This window comes from Rhodococcus marinonascens NBRC 14363 (genome assembly GCF_001894885.1).
GTDB lineage: Bacteria > Actinomycetota > Actinomycetes > Mycobacteriales > Mycobacteriaceae > Rhodococcus_F > Rhodococcus_F marinonascens.
The window spans coordinates 233048-248714 of the sequence record NZ_BCXB01000003.1 but is presented as its reverse complement, the minus strand read 5'-3'; the positions used below and the strand labels follow the sequence as shown (position 1 = coordinate 248714).

Genomic DNA, 15667 nt, shown 5'->3' with positions numbered 1-15667 from the left:
AGACTCTGACGGTCGTCACCACCGCGCACGGATTGCGACCGGGGACGACAGGGACAACTGTGGATGAACGGTCGGTTGTGCACAACTCCCCGACATGCTCAGCAGACGCGGCCGTCGATCCAAGATTCGTCGAGGACGAATGCTAGCGTCCACATTCAGCTGTTGTGCACCTTCTGAACTGCCGCGGTAAACACCTCGTCGAGCGCCACAGTATCGGCCTTCGTGTCGCCGAAGGACATGAAGGTGGCCGAGATACGTACATCGCCCACCTGGGCCATCAAGGTGACCATCGACTGAGTGACCGTCGCTCCCTCATTGCCGGACTTGACGGTCCGACGAAGCGCAAGTGTGTCGTCGGCTCGGATCGGAGGCGCAGGGGTGGTCTCAGTGGTGACCGCCGACTCGGCTCCGTTGTCGGTTACGGTGACCTCGCCGCACTCCTCCACCTGCTTCGCGAGTTCAGCGAGGGGCGCGTCGGTCCTGGTGAGTTCGACCGAGATCGTCGACCGGCTCGCATTGTCCGTCCCCACAGCCATGACTGTGCCCATAGGGCCGTAATCTTGTTCCGGCGGCGCACAATCGGCCGGGTCGACCACCGCACTCTGTGACACTCCTGTCAGGTCGGGTGCCGCCATCGCCACGGCCCGCGCGGGCAGTACGATCGCCTCGTACCGGGCTGGGAAGTCGGCCGGGTCGACAAGAAGTGTCGAGAGTTCCTTGCCGGACGGCGACCCTGCCCCGGAACCAGACGCGGACGTTGCACTCGGCTTTGCAGTACCCGGCACCGCCGAGGAACACCCCGCGAGGATTGATGACGCCGCGACGATCAAGGCCACTGGAACGCCGAGGACAGTCCATACCGATGTGCGCCCAGACCTCACCATCGACCTCCCCTGTCGGAATCATGATGCTCCCGCCGGGAGCCTGTCGGCCACTCTGCCACGCCGACACGCCGTCAGCGAGGACGCTGCGGTTCGGAATCCCGGGCGATCTGCCTCTCGAAACGCAGGGATTGGTTATCCTCCACCCGCACGATAAGGCTCTCATTCGGGAATTATCGGTCACCCCATCGTGTTGCCCCGAGCAGAACCTCCTAGACGAACGTCCGACGTACCGGTGCCGAAGACGATAGGGGACACTGGAGGCTAGGCACGAAAGAGAAGAGGTCTGCAATGGACGAACAGTCGAAGATGTACGAACTGGAATTCCCGGCACCGCAGTTGTCCTCCGCGGACGGGCTGGGACCCGTGCTGGTCCACGGGCTCGAGGGCTTCTCCGACGCAGGCCACGCCGTGAAACTTGCCACCAAACACCTTCTCGAGAGCCTCGAGAGCGAGTTGGTTGCCTCGTTCGCGGTGGACGAACTCGTCGACTACCGCTCACGCCGGCCCACAATGACGTTCAAGGCCGATCACTTCTCGGACTACGACCAGCCCGAATTGAATCTGTACGCGCTGAAAGATGTCGCCGGCACCCCGTTCCTCTTGCTCGCCGGCATGGAACCCGATTTCCGGTGGGAGCGCTTCACCACCGCGGTGCGCCTGCTGGCAGAACAACTCGGTGTGCGCCGGACCGTGGGGATCAACGCCATTCCCATGGCCATCCCCCATACCCGCCCGCTGGGCGTAACCGCGCATTCCACCGACAAGGAACTGATCAAGGACCACCAGCGCTGGTCGGGCGAGTTGCAGGTACCCGGCAGCGCCTCCTCGCTGATCGAGTTGCGGATGGCTCAGCATGGGCACGAGTCGATCGGATTCTCGGTCCATGTCCCCCACTACTTGGCTCAGACGGACTACCCCGGAGCAGCCGAAACCCTGCTCGAGAATGTGAGCGATGTCACCAAACTCGATCTGCCACTAGCTGCTCTCGGCGAGGCGGCCGCACGGACACGGGAGCAGGTGGACGAGCACATCGCAGGCAACGATGAAGTGCAAACCGTCGTCCACGCACTCGAACGCCAATACGACGCCTACGTCACCGCTCAAGAACAGCAGTCCACTCTCCTGGCCAGCGACGCGGACCTTCCGAGTGGCGAGGAACTCGGCGCGGAATTCGAGCGTTTCCTCGCCGAACAGGCCATGCAGGACGGTGACTCCGAGGAACGGGGCGGATCACCCGGTGAAGCCTGACCCGGAACAGACTGTGCGGGCGCGCATCGCCGACGCCGCGGCCGCAGCGGTCAACCGGATCAACATTCCGACGGTGCCCGTGGGTCCGATCGCGACATGAGCGACACCAGCATTCGCTCGCTCAGGCCTGTTCCGGACGCCGAAACCCGCCTGATGTTCCGCACGATCCACGGCCACCGGCGTGCGTTCCGAATGGCAGGTGAGGGCCCGGCACTGTTGCTGATCCACGGAATCGGCGACAACTCCTCCACCTGGACCGAAATCATCCCGCACCTTGCCGAGAACTACACCGTCATTGCGCCTGATCTTCTGGGCCACGGGTGCTCCGACAAACCGCGGGCTGATTACTCCATCGCGGCCTACGCCAACGCCATGCGCGACCTCCTGTCCGCAGTCGGCATCGACAGGGTTACCGTCGTCGGCCACTCACTCGGCGGCGGCGTTGCCATGCAATTCGCCTACCAGTTCCCGCAAATGGTGGACCGACTGGTCCTGGTAGCAGCGGGTGGGGTCACCACAGACGTTCATCCGCTCCTTCGCCTCGCGTCGATCCCGGTACTCAACGAGGCGCTGAAGTTGTTGCGCATCCCCGGAGCCATTCCCACCGTGCGATTTATGGGGAACGCGTTGAGCCGACTGAACGGAATTCGACTGCATTCCGGCAAAATCCTTCACGACACACCCGATCTCGTGCGGGTGCTCTCGGAACTGTACGACCCCGCCGCCCATGCGGCGTTCCTGCGCACTCTGCGCGCGGTCGTCGATTGGCGTGGCCAGGTCGTCACCATGCTCGACCGGTCCTATCTGGTCGAAAATATCCCCGTACAAATCATTTGGGGCGACCGGGATACCGTCATCCCGGTCAGTCATGCTCACCTCGCCCACGCTGCGATTTCGGGCTCTCATTTGGAAGTCTTCCGCGGCGCAGGCCACTTTCCCTTCCGAGACGATCCGATGCGCTTTTTGCGTACCCTCGAAGATTTCCTCTCGGGAACCCATCCCTCGTATTTCGACGAAGCCTGGTGGCGACAAATGCTCGACAGTCGTGGCGACGAGAGCACCGTCACCGGCGGTGTACACATCGGCACAGCGACCCGTGATGCGATGGGGACGGATGCGATGGGTATTGACGCGGTGGGTGTTGACGCGATGGGAACGGACAAGCGAAGCATGACCTAGCCGGTCCCCGCCCGGCCCGGCGGCGACTTGCAGCCGTCCGGCTAGCCTGTAGCGGTGCTTCTCTCCGACCTGCTCCCCGACAACGCGGATTCCGATTCCGTCTTCGACGCTTTCACCTCGTGGACCGAAGATCGGGGCCTGACGCTCTATCCTGCCCAGGAAGAGTCCGTCATGGAGTTGGTATCCGGGGCCAACGTAATCCTGGCCACCCCCACCGGCTCCGGTAAGTCGATGGTGGCGGTCGGTGCGCACTTCTACGCGATGGCCACCGGAAAGCGCACGTTCTACACGGCCCCGATCAAAGCCCTGGTCAGCGAGAAGTTCTTCGCACTGTGCGAGGTATTCGGGGCGGAAAACGTCGGCATGATGACGGGCGACGCGGCGGTCAATTCGCGGGCACCCATCATCTGCGCGACCGCTGAGATCGTCGCGAACCTGGCACTGCGTGAGGGCGCCGATTCCGACATCGATCAGGTCGTCATGGACGAATTCCACTTCTACTCCGAGCCCGACCGCGGTTGGGCCTGGCAGGTCCCCCTGATCGAACTCCCCCGTGCGCAGTTCCTTCTCATGTCCGCCACTCTCGGCGAAGTCGACTTCTTCTCGAAGGACCTCACCCGGCGCACCGGCCGGGCGACGACCGTGGTGGCCGGCACCGAACGCCCAGTGCCGTTGATGTTCTCGTACGCGACGACGCCGGTGGGCGAGACCATCGAGGAGTTGGTGACGACCAATCAGGCACCCGTCTATGTCGTGCACTTCACTCAGGCCGCCGCGCTGGAACGAGCCCAGGCCCTGACCAGCGTAAACTTTTGCTCCCGCGGCGAGAAGGACGCCATCGCCGACGCTCTCGGCGGATTCCGGTTCTCTACGGGGTTCGGCAAGACACTGTCGCGATTGGTCCGGCACGGCATCGGTGTCCACCACGCGGGCATGCTGCCGAAGTACCGCCGACTCATCGAGAAGCTGGCGCAGGACGGCCTCCTGAAGGTGATCTGCGGAACAGACACTCTCGGCGTGGGGATCAACGTCCCGATCCGCACGGTGCTCCTCACCGGACTGACCAAATACGACGGCACCCGCACACGACATCTCCGGGCCCGGGAGTTCCATCAGATCGCAGGCCGGGCCGGACGCGCAGGCTACGACACTCTGGGCACTGTCGTCGTGCAGGCCCCCGAGCACGAGGTCGAGAACCTTCGCGCGCTGGCCAAGGCCGGCGACGACCCGAAGAAACGCCGTAAGGTGCAGCGAAAGAAGGCACCGGAAGGTTTCGTCTCCTGGGGCGAGGCCACGTTCGATCGGCTGGTAGGGGCGCCGCCGGAGCCGCTCGTCTCACGCTTCTCCGTGTCGAACTCCATGTTACTCAACGTGATCGCGCGTCCGGGCAACTGCTTCGAGGCGATGCGTCATCTGCTCGAGGACAGCCACGAACCCCGTCCCGCGCAGCGCAAGCACATCCTCAAGGCGCTCTCGCTGTATCGGGGGCTGATCGATGCCGACATCGTGCAACGTCTCGACGAACCCGACCAGTACGGCCGGATGGCCCGGCTCACCGTGGATCTCCAGCGGGATTTCGCACTGAACCAGCCACTATCCCCCTTCGCCCTGGCCGCACTCGAACTCCTCGATGCCGAATCCGACTCGTATGTTCTGGATGTGGTGTCGGTGATCGAATCAACCCTCGACGACCCGCGCCAGGTCCTCATGGCGCAGCAACACTTCGCCCGCGGCGAGGCGGTCGCGCAGATGAAGGCCGACGGAATCGAGTACGAGGAGCGGATGGAGCTACTCGAAGAGGTCACGTGGCCGAAGCCGTTGGTCGACCTGCTGTTTCCTGCGTTCGAGATGTATCGCGGTGGCCATCCTTGGATCTCGGAGTTCGCGCTGTCGCCCAAGTCCGTGGTGCGCGACATGGTCGAGCGGGCGATGACATTCGCCGAACTCGTCAGCCACTACGGGCTGGCACGCTCCGAGGGCCTGGTGTTGAGGTATCTCGCCGACGCGTATCGCGCTCTCCGGCAGACAGTTCCGACGGAGTTCCGCACGGAGGAACTCGATGACCTCATCGAGTGGCTCGGTGAGCTGATCCGCCAGGTCGACTCGAGTCTCCTCGACGAGTGGGAACAACTGACCAACCCGGGCGCCGAGTCCGACGACCAGCAGATAGCGTTCGGCGCCGACGCGCCGCGACCGATCACCGCGAACACCCGCGCGTTCAAGGTGATGGTCCGCAACGCGATGTTCCGCCGCGTCGAACTTGCCGCCCGCCAACGTTGGGACGAACTCGCCAAGCTCGGGGACGGCCTCGACGGCGACGACTGGGCCGACCTCATGGAGCTGTACTTCGACGAATACAACGAGATCCGCACTGGCCCATCGGCCCGCGGACCACTGCTCTTCCAGGTAACCGCGGAGCCGACGTTGTGGCGCGTGCGGCAGGTCCTCGACGACCCCCAGGGCGACCACGGCTGGGCCTTGCTGGGCGAGGTCAATCTCGCCGAGTCGGACGCGGCCGGCGAGGTGGTCTTCGACGAGTTCGAGGTGGCCGAGGGCTGAGTCCTGGCCACCTCGAACCCCGTCAGCGATGCCTGGCGGATTTCCACCGGCGGAAGGGCGGCGGCTCTTCCGTCCAGCTCGCCGTCGAGCGGTTGAGAATGGGCAATCTCGTTGCGGATCCGTAGAAGCTAGGTCAGTTGCTGGAACCTCGTAAGGCGCACGCGCGTACTCCGATTCACCCCAGTCGTCCGGCCGAGATCGAGTGCGTTCATCGATTCGCCCTGCACCTAGCGGCCGTTCAGGGGGTGCTCGTGACGCGAAGGAAGGTGCGCAAGCAGATGGGAGTGGTGTTGCGGCCCATTCGTCAGGTGTGGCGAGAACGCAGCGGTCGCTGGAGGGCCTAGTTACACTCTTGCACGATGTGTAACACTACAACGCATGAGCAATGAGCGATCCGAAGATCAAGCCGTCCTGACCGCACCCCCGATGAAGTGGGATGCCTGGGGCGCACCGGAGAAGCGCAAGGTTCTCTCGGACGGCATCAAGGGCCTGCTACGGCAAGCCCTCGGGGTCACGATTCGGGAGACTCCCGACCGCGTAGCAGCAAACGTGGTCCTGGCTCCGAGCGCGGTATCCGAAGGGCAACTTGCGGCGCTCGCCGGGATTGTCGGCGAGCAATTCTGCAGCACCGAACACGACGATCGACTACTGAGGGCCGGCGGTAAGAGCACGCTCGACATGCTGCGTCGTCGCAGCACCGAAACGCAGAACGCCCCCGACGTCGTGGTCACCCCGGGTACCGAGGACGAAGTCGCCGAGATCCTCGGATACTGCGCCGACAACTCGATCGCCGTCGTGCCGTTCGGCGGCGGTACCAGCGCCGTGGGCGGACTCGACCCGGTGCGTGAGAAGTTCGACGCGGTCCTCTCGCTGGACCTACGGCGGTTCGATTCGCTGATCGACCTCGACATCGACTCCGGGATCGCGACCCTGGGCGCGGGCCTGCGCGGTCCCAGAGTCGAGGAACTACTCGGCGCACGCGGCTTCTCGCTGGGGCATTTCCCGCAGAGTTTCATGTTCGCGACCATCGGCGGATTCGCATCAACCCGCTCCTCGGGCCAGGCTTCCGCAGGTTACGGCCGGTTCGAAGACATGGTGCAGGGTCTGCGGGTGGTGACCCCCGCAGGCATTCTCGACACCGGGCGTGCACCGGCGTCCGCCGCGGGTCCGGACCTCGGCGAGTTGTTCGTCGGATCGGAGGGAACCCTCGGCGTCATCACCCAGGTCCGCGTGCAGGTGCACCCGGTCCCGGAGTCCGTTGTCCGCGAGGGGTGGCGCTTCCCCGATTTCGAGACCGGCGCGGCAGCACTGCGCGCGCTGCGACAGGAAGGCGCGGTGCCGACCGTGCTGCGACTGTCCGACGAGGCCGAGACGGGCGTCAACCTCGCCACCCACGACAAGATCGGCGAGGAGGCTGTCACCGGCGGCTGCCTGGCGATCACCACGTTCGAGGGCACCGCTGAGCACACCGCGGAGCGGGTGGCCGAGGCCCGCACCGTCCTGCAGGCCAACGGTGCGACCTCGCTCGGCGAGGAACCCGGGAACGGTTGGGAACACGGCCGTTACGACGCCCCCTACCTGCGCGACGCCCTGCTCGATGCGGGTGTGCTGTGCGAGACCCTCGAAACGGCAACTCGCTGGGGCAACCTCGCGACGTTGCGTGCCGCGGTCACGACGGCGTTGACCGAGTCGTTGTCCGGGCAGGGGACCCCGCCGCTGGTGTTGTGCCACATCTCGCACACGTACGCGACGGGTGCGTCGCTGTACTTCACCATCGTGTGCGCGCAGAACGACGACCCGATCGCCCAGTGGAGCAAGGCCAAGACCGCCGCCGGTGACGCGATCATCGCCGCCGGCGGAACGATCACCCACCACCATGCGGTCGGCGTCGATCACCGCCCGTGGATGCGGGACGAGATCGGCGACCTGGGCGTCACGGTCCTGCGTGCGGTCAAGAACGCCGTCGATCCTGCGGGAATCCTCAACCCGGGCAAGTTGATTCCATGAGCGAACAGAAGGCGATCGAGAAGGTCACCGTCCTGATCAACCCGCTGGCCGGGCACGGCAACGGACCGACCGCCGGTCGCAAGGCGGTCGCGCGCCTGCGTGAGCGGGGAGTCGCGGTCACCGAAATCATCGGGACGGACGCCGATCATGCCCGCACACTGGCCCGGCGGGCCATCGATGAGGGCACCGACGCGCTCGTCGTGGTGGGCGGTGACGGTGCGATCAGCATCGGGTTGCAGGCGGCCGCACAGTCCGGGGTGCCGATCGGGCTGATCCCGGCAGGGACGGGCAACGACCATGCGCGTGAGTTCGGTATCCCCGTCGATGACCCCGCCGCTGCGGCGGATGTGATCGCCGACGGTGAGGTGCAGGAATCCGACCTCGCCCGGATCACGCTCACCGATGGTTCGGTCGTGTGGGCGGGCACCATCATTGCCAGCGGTTTCGATTCGCTGGTTGCGGATCGGGCCAACCGGATGTCGTGGCCGAAGGGGCCGATGCGGTACAACCTGGCGATGCTCGTGGAACTCTCGCGGGTCAAACCCCTTCGCCACCGCATCGAACTGGACGAGGAGACGGTGAAGGTCGACGCCACGCTCGTCGCCGTCGGCAACGGCCGCTCGTACGGTGGCGGGATGCAGATCTGCCCGAACGCGGACAGAACCGACGGTCTGCTCGATGTCACCGTCGTCGAGTACGGTCGTCGATCGAGGCTGATTCGGCTGTTCCCGCGGGTCTACAAGGGCACGCATGTGGAGCTGCCCGACGTGCAGACCTACCGTTCGCGCAGTGTGCGGTTGCAGTGCGACGACATCCCCGCCTACGCGGACGGCGACAGGGTCGGGCCCCTACCGGTGACGATCGAGGCGGTCCCATCAGCGCTGCACATCCTCAGTCGCGGGCCGACCTGAGTCACCGGCCGCGGGGCGGCCAGCGCGTGGCGAGCACCCCGGCCAACCCTTGACGAACCAAGTGCGCAAGGTCCGCCCCACGCCTCGGTCGGGTCACGAGCAGGAGGGCACACTAGGTCGACGGCTTGAACGGCCCCGCGTTACGCGGCGTGCGGTTGGACTGCTCACTCTTGAGTGCCTGCTGCTCGCGAATCCGTTTCTCCTCCTTGTGGACCTCGAGGAGGTTGGCGCGCTCGCCGACGAGCCAGTCAGGCTGGTCGGCGAGGAGTGCGTCGATCTGCGCGGTGGTGAGGGCCTCGGCCACACCACCGCGGGCGAGACCGGCGATGGAGACACCGAGCTTGGTGGCGACGACGGAACGCGGGTGTGGGCCCTCACGGCGCAGAGTAGCGAGCCACTCCGGCGGATCCGTCTGCCATTCGTTCAGTTCGTCGCGCGAGACCACACCGGACTGGAACTCCGCGGGGGTGCCCTGGAGGTACACGCCCAGCTTCTTGGCGGCGGTAGCCGGCTTCATTGTCTGGGGGGTCTTCTGCGACGTCATGCGTTAAGGGTAACGAGCAGGCGACGGTCGGCCGCACCGGCGGCTCTCGAGACCCGGCGAGTAGCCTGATCGGGTGACCGAGGCGACTGACTCCCGACCGTTCCGGCTCACGTACGTCCCCGGTGTCACACCCGCGAAGTGGGTCCGGATCTGGGGCGAGCGCGTCACAGACACCCCGCTCGAACTGCTGGCAGGCAATGCCGCCGACGCTACGGCGGCGCTTCGTCAGGACCGCGCCGACGCGGCGCTCCTACGCCTGCCGGTCGACCGCGACGGACTGAGCGTCATCCCGCTGTACGCGGAGGTACCCGTCGTCGTCGTTCCCAGTGACCACGTGTTCACCGCTGCTGAGGGAATCGCCCTCGCTGATCTTGCCGACGAACTCGTCCTCGACCCGGTGGACACCCCACTCGTGTGGGACCACCTCCCGGGCCGTCGCACTTTGGACCGCCCCGCCTCGACCAGTGACGCGATCGAACTCGTCGCCGCCGGCGTCGGCGTCGTCGTGGTACCGATGTCCCTTGCTCGCCTGAATCACCGCAAGGACCTCACCTATCGCCCCGTCGACGGCGCACCCGAGTCCCGTATCGCTCTGGCGTGGGTGGAGGACCGCACCACCGATCTCATCGACGAGTTCATCGGAATCGTTCGCGGGCGGACCGCGAACAGTTCACGCGGCCGCAGCCCGCATGAGACACCGAAGACCAAGACGCCCAAGCCCCGCAAGCAGACAGAGGCGAGATCCGCGCCGCGAAAGCAGGATCCGCGCCGCAGCGGCGGCAGGTCCGGGTCCGGGTCCGGGTCTAAACCTGGCAGACGCAAACGCCGCTGATCTCGAGGCGGTGCTCGGTCGGTCAGCCCTCGACAGCCACAACACCTGCCGGCGCCGCACTCCGCAGCAGCGAGGCCAACTGCCGGTACCCTTCGGCACGACCGCTCGACGCCCGGAAGACCAAGCCGATCGTCCGCCCCGGTGCGGGCTCGGCGAACCGTGCAGTGGAGAGATCACCGCGGCGAGTCTCGACCCCGACGGCCGAGTCCGGGACCAACGTCACACCCAGCCCCCCTGCCACACACTGCACGACGGTCGCCAGCGACGTCGCGCGGGTGTCCCCGGACAGCGGGTGCGCCTCGCCCGAACGGCACAGATCCAACGTTTGATCACGCAGACAGTGCCCCTCGTCGAGGAGCAGTAAGGGCAGTTCGCCGAGCACGTCGAGCGCTAGGTCGTCCCGGCCCGCGAGCGCATGATGCCTCGGCAGAACGACCACGAAATCCTCCTTGTACACGGAAACCTCGATGAGGCCGGGGGCCTCCGACGGCAGGGCCAGCACCGCGACGTCGATCGCACCGGCTCGCAAGGACTCCAGCAGGCGGACCGTCTGGTCCTCTATGATCTGAGGCTCCAGGGCGGGCATCTCCTTGCGTAGCTCCGACAGCAAGGCCGGCAGGACGTACGGAGCCACGGTGGGGATCAGGCCGATCCGCAGGAGTCCGGCCAGTTGGTCTCCCGCACCCGCCGCGGTTGCGACGAAACAGACCGCGGCGTCGAGGATGAACTTGGCCTGACCGAGGAGCCGTTCTCCAGCCGTCGTGACGAGGACGCGCCTGGTGCTGCGCTCGATGAGTTGCACGCCGAGCCCGTTCTCCAGCGTCGCGAGCGACTGCGACAGTGTGGGTTGGCTCACACTCAATTGTACTGCTGCCGTACCGAAATGGCGGTATTCGGCCACCGCGACGAACGCACGCAGCTGTGACAGCGTGGGTTGATAACTCCGATCAGCCATACCTATCAGTGTAGGCATATCTATCGACTTTGCCTTTTGGCAACGCTTGTGCAGAATGAGGCCACACCAGAACGCTTGGGTCGGCAGCTTGGGTCGGCAGCTTGGGTCGACAGCTTGGCTCGACGAAGTGCCATGACCCGCTTTCGGTGTCTAAACCCTCAACCGACACCTCGGGTGTGGTTGCACGGCGCTCGCTATGTTCACAAGACAAGTAGGAGAACGAGATATGGCTCTGCTCACCATCGGCGACCAGTTTCCCGCATACAACCTGAAGGCCGTCATCGGTGGCGACCTCTCCAAGGTCGACGCCCAGCAGCCCGACGACTACTTCACCACGATCACCAGCGACGATCACGCAGGCAAGTGGCGCATAGTGTTCTTCTGGCCCAAGGACTTCACGTTCGTGTGCCCCACTGAGATCGCCGCGTTCGGCAAGCTGAACGACGAGTTCGCCGACCGCGACGCCCAGGTGCTCGGAGCCTCGGTCGACAACGAGTTCGTCCACTTCCAGTGGCGTGCACAGCACGAGGAACTGAAGACCCTCCCCTTCCCGATCCTCTCGGACCTCAAGCGTGAGCTGGCCGAGGCCACTGGAGTCCTCAACGCCGACGGTGTCGCCGACCGCGCGACGTTCATCGTCGACCCCAACAACGAGGTCCAGTTCGTCTCCGTCACGGCCGGTTCGGTGGGCCGCAACGTCGACGAGGTGTTGCGTGTCCTCGACGCCCTGCAGTCCGACGAGTTGTGCGCCTGCAACTGGAAGAAGGGTGACCCGACGATCAACGCAGGCGAACTCCTGAATGCGAGCGTCTGAGCTGTGACTGTCGAGAATCTCAAGAATTCCCTGCCCGAGTACGCCAAGGACCTCAAGCTCAACCTGAGTTCCATTGCGCGCAGCACCGTCCTGAACGAGCAACAGTTGTGGGGCACGCTGCTCGCAACCGCCGCCGCCACCAAGTCGGCGACCACGTTGAAGCAGATCGCCGAAGAGGCCGCCGACACCCTATCGGCCGAGGCCTACGACGCCGCACTCGGTGCCGCATCCATCATGGGCATGAACAACGTCTTCTACCGCACCAAGGGCTACCTGGGCGGTAAGTACGACGACCTGCGCGCGGGACTGCGGATGAACATCATCGGCAACCCGGGCGTGGACAAGGCCGACTTCGAGTTGTGGTCGCTCGCGGTGTCCGCGATCAACGGCTGCAACCACTGCCTCGAGGCCCACGAGAACACCCTCCGCCAGGAGGGTATCGACCGTGAAGTGATCTTCGAAGCGATCCGTGCCGGCTCCATCGTCGCCGGCGTCGCGCAGGCTGTGGAAGCCAGCGAGACTCTGGCCACCGCGGGCGTCTGACACGGAACCAGTGTCACCGGAACGGCCCCAGAGTGCGGCATTCACCGCACGCTGGGGCCGTTCGGCGACGGAGGCGATAAGGTGCGGTAATGCCCATCCACGTAGACGTCGTCCGGGTGTTCACCGACGAAAAGGGACACCACGGCAATCCGCTCGGGATCGTCGACTCCTCCACCGTTCCTGCGAAGAACCGGCAGGCGGTCGCCGCGAAACTGGGGTACAGCGAGACGATCTTCGTCGAACTTCCCGCCTCCGGCTCCGAGCACGCAGGCGCCCAGATCTTCACTCCCACCACCGAGTTACCCTTCGCCGGCCATCCCACCGTCGGGCTGTCCTGGTGGTTGCACGAGCGCGGCACCCCTGTCCGGACGCTGGAGGTTCCTGCAGGTTCCGTCGCGACCCGACGATCCGGAGCCATCACTTGGGTGCGCGCAAAGGCCGAATGGGCGCCCGAGTTCTCGCTGTACCCGATGAACAGCGTGCGCGACGTGGAGACTGCCGATCCGAAGAAGTTCGGTCCGGGCCATCACTATCTGTGGGCATGGACGGACAAGGTCGAGCATTCCATCCGATCACGAATGTTTGCTCCGGACATAGGAATCAAGGAGGACGAGGCGACCGGGGCGGCTGCTGTCCACATCACCGACCACCTACGCCACGCCCTCCTCATCACGCAGGGGCGCGGATCCCAGCTGCACACCACCTACGATTCGGCCGGGTGGATCGAGGTCGGCGGCCTCGTCCGCCCCGAGAAGTCACACAACCTCTGAGGATGGACGCTGCTTCCGCCCCGCGGCAAAGTCGGCTTCGCCCAGGGTCACTTCGATCTCGCGGCCGAGTGTCACGCCGGGCGCCAGTGGGAGCTTGTCCCCGCTCCAGAACTTTCCAGGGTCGAACCAGCTGGCGCGGTGTCGCCCGGTGATCAGCCCCATCGCCTCGTACGTCTGCGCGGCCACCTCGGCGCAGTAGGCGCTTTCGAGACCCACAGCATCCCCCTGCCGACGACCGATACGGGGCAGACGGCCTCTGAACCAGCGTGACGCAAGCTTCGCGGTAGACGGGAAGGGCGTGCCGTCGAGTCGTGCGATGATGCGCAGTAGCGCGTCTTCCTGCTGCGGGGTGGCCGGGTCGGCGAGTTGCCGAAGCCATCCCCGTTGCCCGTAGCGCGCGCCCCACACCTGGACCGCGGCGCGGAGATCGTGGAGTTGCACACCTCGCTGGAATCGACCGGTCCACATGTCCTGCAACGAATGTCCAAGTTCTGCATGCCACATCAGCGGCGGCAGATCCTCGAGCACCACCGACATTCCTACGTGATTGACCGGACTGTTGGTCAGCGTCTGAATGGCCCTGTCGGCCGGAGATAGTCCGCGGAAGATCCAGATATCACCGGTTCTGGTGACTTCGACGGCGGTGTCGAGGTCGATACTCGAACCGCTGTGTCGTGCGTCCATGTCTCGCGGGGCGTCCATACCCCTAGCCTAGAAGGATGCGACCCCGCGGCAGGCAATGGTGGAAACTCGTCGGACTCGCCGGGGCGGTGGGTGTGGCCGCGACCGGAGTCGTCGCCGTACGCGCGGACCGGCAGCGCAAGGCGTACACACCTGACGAGGTCCGGGCGCGGCTCCATGAGCGCTACACCCGCGTTTACGCGTCGGACGACGGGAGGAGAGGGATCGAGCCTGCCCCGCCGACCTGGCGGGACAGGCTCACAGGCGCCCTGCGCCGCCTCCGTAGGCGCGATGCCAGGACGAATCAGCCCAGCGCTCGACGGAACCCGTCGGAGAGTTGAGCTACCTGGTCGTCCGTCATCACGAACGACGGCGAGATCTGCATGGCCCCCTGGCCGGCGGCGCGACCGGAGACTCCGTGCTCCCGCAGCGTGTTCACGAATGGCAGGGCTTCGGCCGGATCGGCCAGTTGCACCGCTGCGACGGCGCCGAGACCGCTGCGTACCTCTTCGACCCGCGGATGGTCGGCGAGGGGCGCGAGGTGCTCGTGCAGTGAGGATTCGAGCCGCTTCGACTCCGCCAGCAGATTCTCACGTTCGATGATGTCGAGGTTGGCCAGAGCGGCCGCCGCGGCGCCCGCGTGTCCGCCGTACGTGTACCCGTGCCGCCACCAGACCCCGCCGGCGAAGAAGGGTTCCGCGACGCGTGGGGCGATGAACACCGCACCCATCGGGACGTAACCGGACGTCAGGCCCTTCGCCGTCGTCATCAGGTCGGGTTGAAGGTCAAACCGTGTCGATGCGAACCATTCACCGCCGATACGCCCGAATCCAGTCACGACCTCGTCGACGACGAACAGGATGTCGTGCTCGCGGCAGATGTCGCGCACCTCGGCAAGATACCCGTCCGGCGGCAGGTACACGCCGCCCGCACCGATTACGGGTTCGCAGAAGAACGCCGCGATCTTGTCGGCGCCTATCCGCTCGATCAGTTCGAGCAGACTCTTGGCGTCGTTCCAGGCGACCGTTGCCGCATCGGCCATCAATTCGCCGTAGCCCTCCCGGTTGACCGAGATACCGGCCAGGGCAGTGCCCGCCACGTGCATGCCGTGATATGCCTTCTGCCGGCCGACCACGATCGTCTTACCGGGCTTGCCCATCTCGTGCCAATAGCGACGTGCAAGCTTGGCCGCCGTATCCACGGAGTCCGATCCCCCAGAAGTGAAGAAGATCTTGCTGCCCGGCACCGGCGCGAGGGCCGCGAGACGTTCGGCAAGCCTCGCTGTGGTCTCGGGCACGAAGTCACCGAAGTTCGAGAAGTGCGCCACGGTCCGAAGTTGCTGCGCGACGGCGTCCGCGATCTCCGAACGTCCGTGCCCCACATTGGTGAACCACAGACCCGCGGTCGCGTCGAGGTAGCGGTTACCGTGGTCGTCCCAGATGTACGCGCCCTCGCCGCGGGACACCACGAACGGACCCTTCTGCTCCACCGCGCCCATATCTGCGAATCCGTGCCACAGTGCCGACGTCATACTCATTTCCCTTCATGAAACCCACCCATACCGACTATGCCATTTGACGTCCCCGGCCTGAAGGGTGGGGATTTCTGCCGTGCCGATCATGCGGCACATCGATCGGTTCCTGCTTCACCGCAGTCTGCCGGAATGAATTCCGGACTTCTGTCGGCTCCACGGGCAGTTCGACTCTCGGCACGTCCTGTCGCGAGGGTAGTCCTGGCCGC

Annotated in this window: 15 protein-coding genes; 10 read left to right on the top strand and 5 right to left on the bottom strand. The window is 65.4% G+C overall.

The annotated features are described in order from the left end of the window. Positions 1–155: 155 nt before the first annotated feature. Positions 156–884 carry a DUF5642 family protein gene (locus tag RM2_RS04820; RefSeq protein WP_072687687.1) on the bottom strand — a complete coding sequence of 243 codons (729 nt, stop codon included), beginning with the start codon at positions 882–884 and terminating at the stop codon, positions 156–158. Between the two features lie 288 nt (positions 885–1172). Here RM2_RS04820 and RM2_RS04815 point away from each other — a divergent pair, with 288 nt between their 5' ends. From RM2_RS04815 to RM2_RS04795, 5 genes are all read left to right on the top strand, one after another. Continuing rightward, on the top strand, positions 1173–2132 hold the full coding sequence (locus tag RM2_RS04815) for a proteasome assembly chaperone family protein (RefSeq protein WP_072687686.1): 960 nt from the start codon (positions 1173–1175) through the stop codon (positions 2130–2132). A 96-nt stretch (positions 2133–2228) separates the two neighbouring features. Continuing rightward, positions 2229–3311, top strand: coding sequence for an alpha/beta fold hydrolase (locus RM2_RS04810; protein WP_072687685.1), 1083 nt, complete (start codon positions 2229–2231; stop codon positions 3309–3311). A 54-nt stretch (positions 3312–3365) separates the two neighbouring features. Continuing rightward, positions 3366–5870 carry a DEAD/DEAH box helicase gene (locus tag RM2_RS04805; protein WP_072687684.1) on the top strand — a complete coding sequence of 835 codons (2505 nt, stop codon included), beginning with the start codon at positions 3366–3368 and terminating at the stop codon, positions 5868–5870. Between the two features lie 426 nt (positions 5871–6296). Beyond that, the gene (locus RM2_RS04800; protein ID WP_084721640.1) at positions 6297–7877 is read left to right on the top strand and encodes an FAD-binding oxidoreductase; all 1581 of its coding nucleotides are present in this window, start codon (positions 6297–6299) and stop codon (positions 7875–7877) included. Further along, positions 7874–8788, top strand: a complete 915-nt coding sequence (locus tag RM2_RS04795; protein WP_072687682.1) for a diacylglycerol kinase — start codon at positions 7874–7876, stop codon at positions 8786–8788. The genes RM2_RS04800 and RM2_RS04795 overlap by 4 nt, the downstream gene beginning before the upstream one ends. Positions 8789–8900: 112 nt before the next feature. On the opposite strand, the gene RM2_RS04790 is transcribed toward RM2_RS04795, so the two are convergent. Then, positions 8901–9332: a DUF5997 family protein gene (locus RM2_RS04790; RefSeq protein ID WP_072687681.1), complete on the bottom strand. Its 432-nt coding sequence runs from the start codon at positions 9330–9332 to the stop codon at positions 8901–8903. Positions 9333–9405: 73 nt separating this feature from the next. Between RM2_RS04790 and RM2_RS04785 the strand changes: the two genes are divergently transcribed. Further along, the gene (locus RM2_RS04785) at positions 9406–10164 is read left to right on the top strand and encodes a LysR substrate-binding domain-containing protein (protein ID WP_072687680.1); all 759 of its coding nucleotides are present in this window, start codon (positions 9406–9408) and stop codon (positions 10162–10164) included. 22 nt (positions 10165–10186) lie between these two features. Here the strand turns inward: RM2_RS04785 and RM2_RS04780 are convergent, their stop codons facing one another. Then, entirely contained in the window at positions 10187–11119 is a 933-nt protein-coding gene (locus RM2_RS04780) for a hydrogen peroxide-inducible genes activator (RefSeq protein WP_072687679.1), read from the bottom strand. 226 nt (positions 11120–11345) lie between these two features. On the opposite strand from RM2_RS04780, the gene RM2_RS04775 reads away from it, so the two are divergent. The 3 genes from RM2_RS04775 to RM2_RS04765 all read left to right on the top strand — a co-directional run bounded on the left by RM2_RS04775 (position 11346) and on the right by RM2_RS04765 (position 13246). After that, complete coding sequence (locus RM2_RS04775; protein ID WP_072687678.1) at positions 11346–11933, top strand: peroxiredoxin; 588 nt, start codon at positions 11346–11348, stop codon at positions 11931–11933. Between the two features lie 3 nt (positions 11934–11936). Further along, positions 11937–12476, top strand: coding sequence for an alkylhydroperoxidase, AhpD family (gene ahpD, locus RM2_RS04770; protein ID WP_072687677.1), 540 nt, complete (start codon positions 11937–11939; stop codon positions 12474–12476). Positions 12477–12565: 89 nt separating this feature from the next. Continuing rightward, on the top strand, positions 12566–13246 hold the full coding sequence (locus RM2_RS04765) for a PhzF family phenazine biosynthesis protein (RefSeq protein ID WP_072687676.1): 681 nt from the start codon (positions 12566–12568) through the stop codon (positions 13244–13246). On the opposite strand, the gene RM2_RS04760 is transcribed toward RM2_RS04765, so the two are convergent. Continuing rightward, positions 13232–13948: a hypothetical protein gene (locus RM2_RS04760; protein WP_084721634.1), complete on the bottom strand. Its 717-nt coding sequence runs from the start codon at positions 13946–13948 to the stop codon at positions 13232–13234. The genes RM2_RS04765 and RM2_RS04760 overlap by 15 nt on opposite strands. A gap of 17 nt (positions 13949–13965) precedes the next feature. Between RM2_RS04760 and RM2_RS04755 the strand changes: the two genes are divergently transcribed. Further along, the gene (locus RM2_RS04755) at positions 13966–14268 is read left to right on the top strand and encodes a hypothetical protein (RefSeq protein WP_072687674.1); all 303 of its coding nucleotides are present in this window, start codon (positions 13966–13968) and stop codon (positions 14266–14268) included. On the opposite strand, the gene RM2_RS04750 is transcribed toward RM2_RS04755, so the two are convergent. Further along, entirely contained in the window at positions 14232–15464 is a 1233-nt protein-coding gene (locus RM2_RS04750; RefSeq protein ID WP_072687673.1) for an aminotransferase family protein, read from the bottom strand. The genes RM2_RS04755 and RM2_RS04750 overlap by 37 nt on opposite strands. Positions 15465–15667 lie beyond the last annotated feature (203 nt).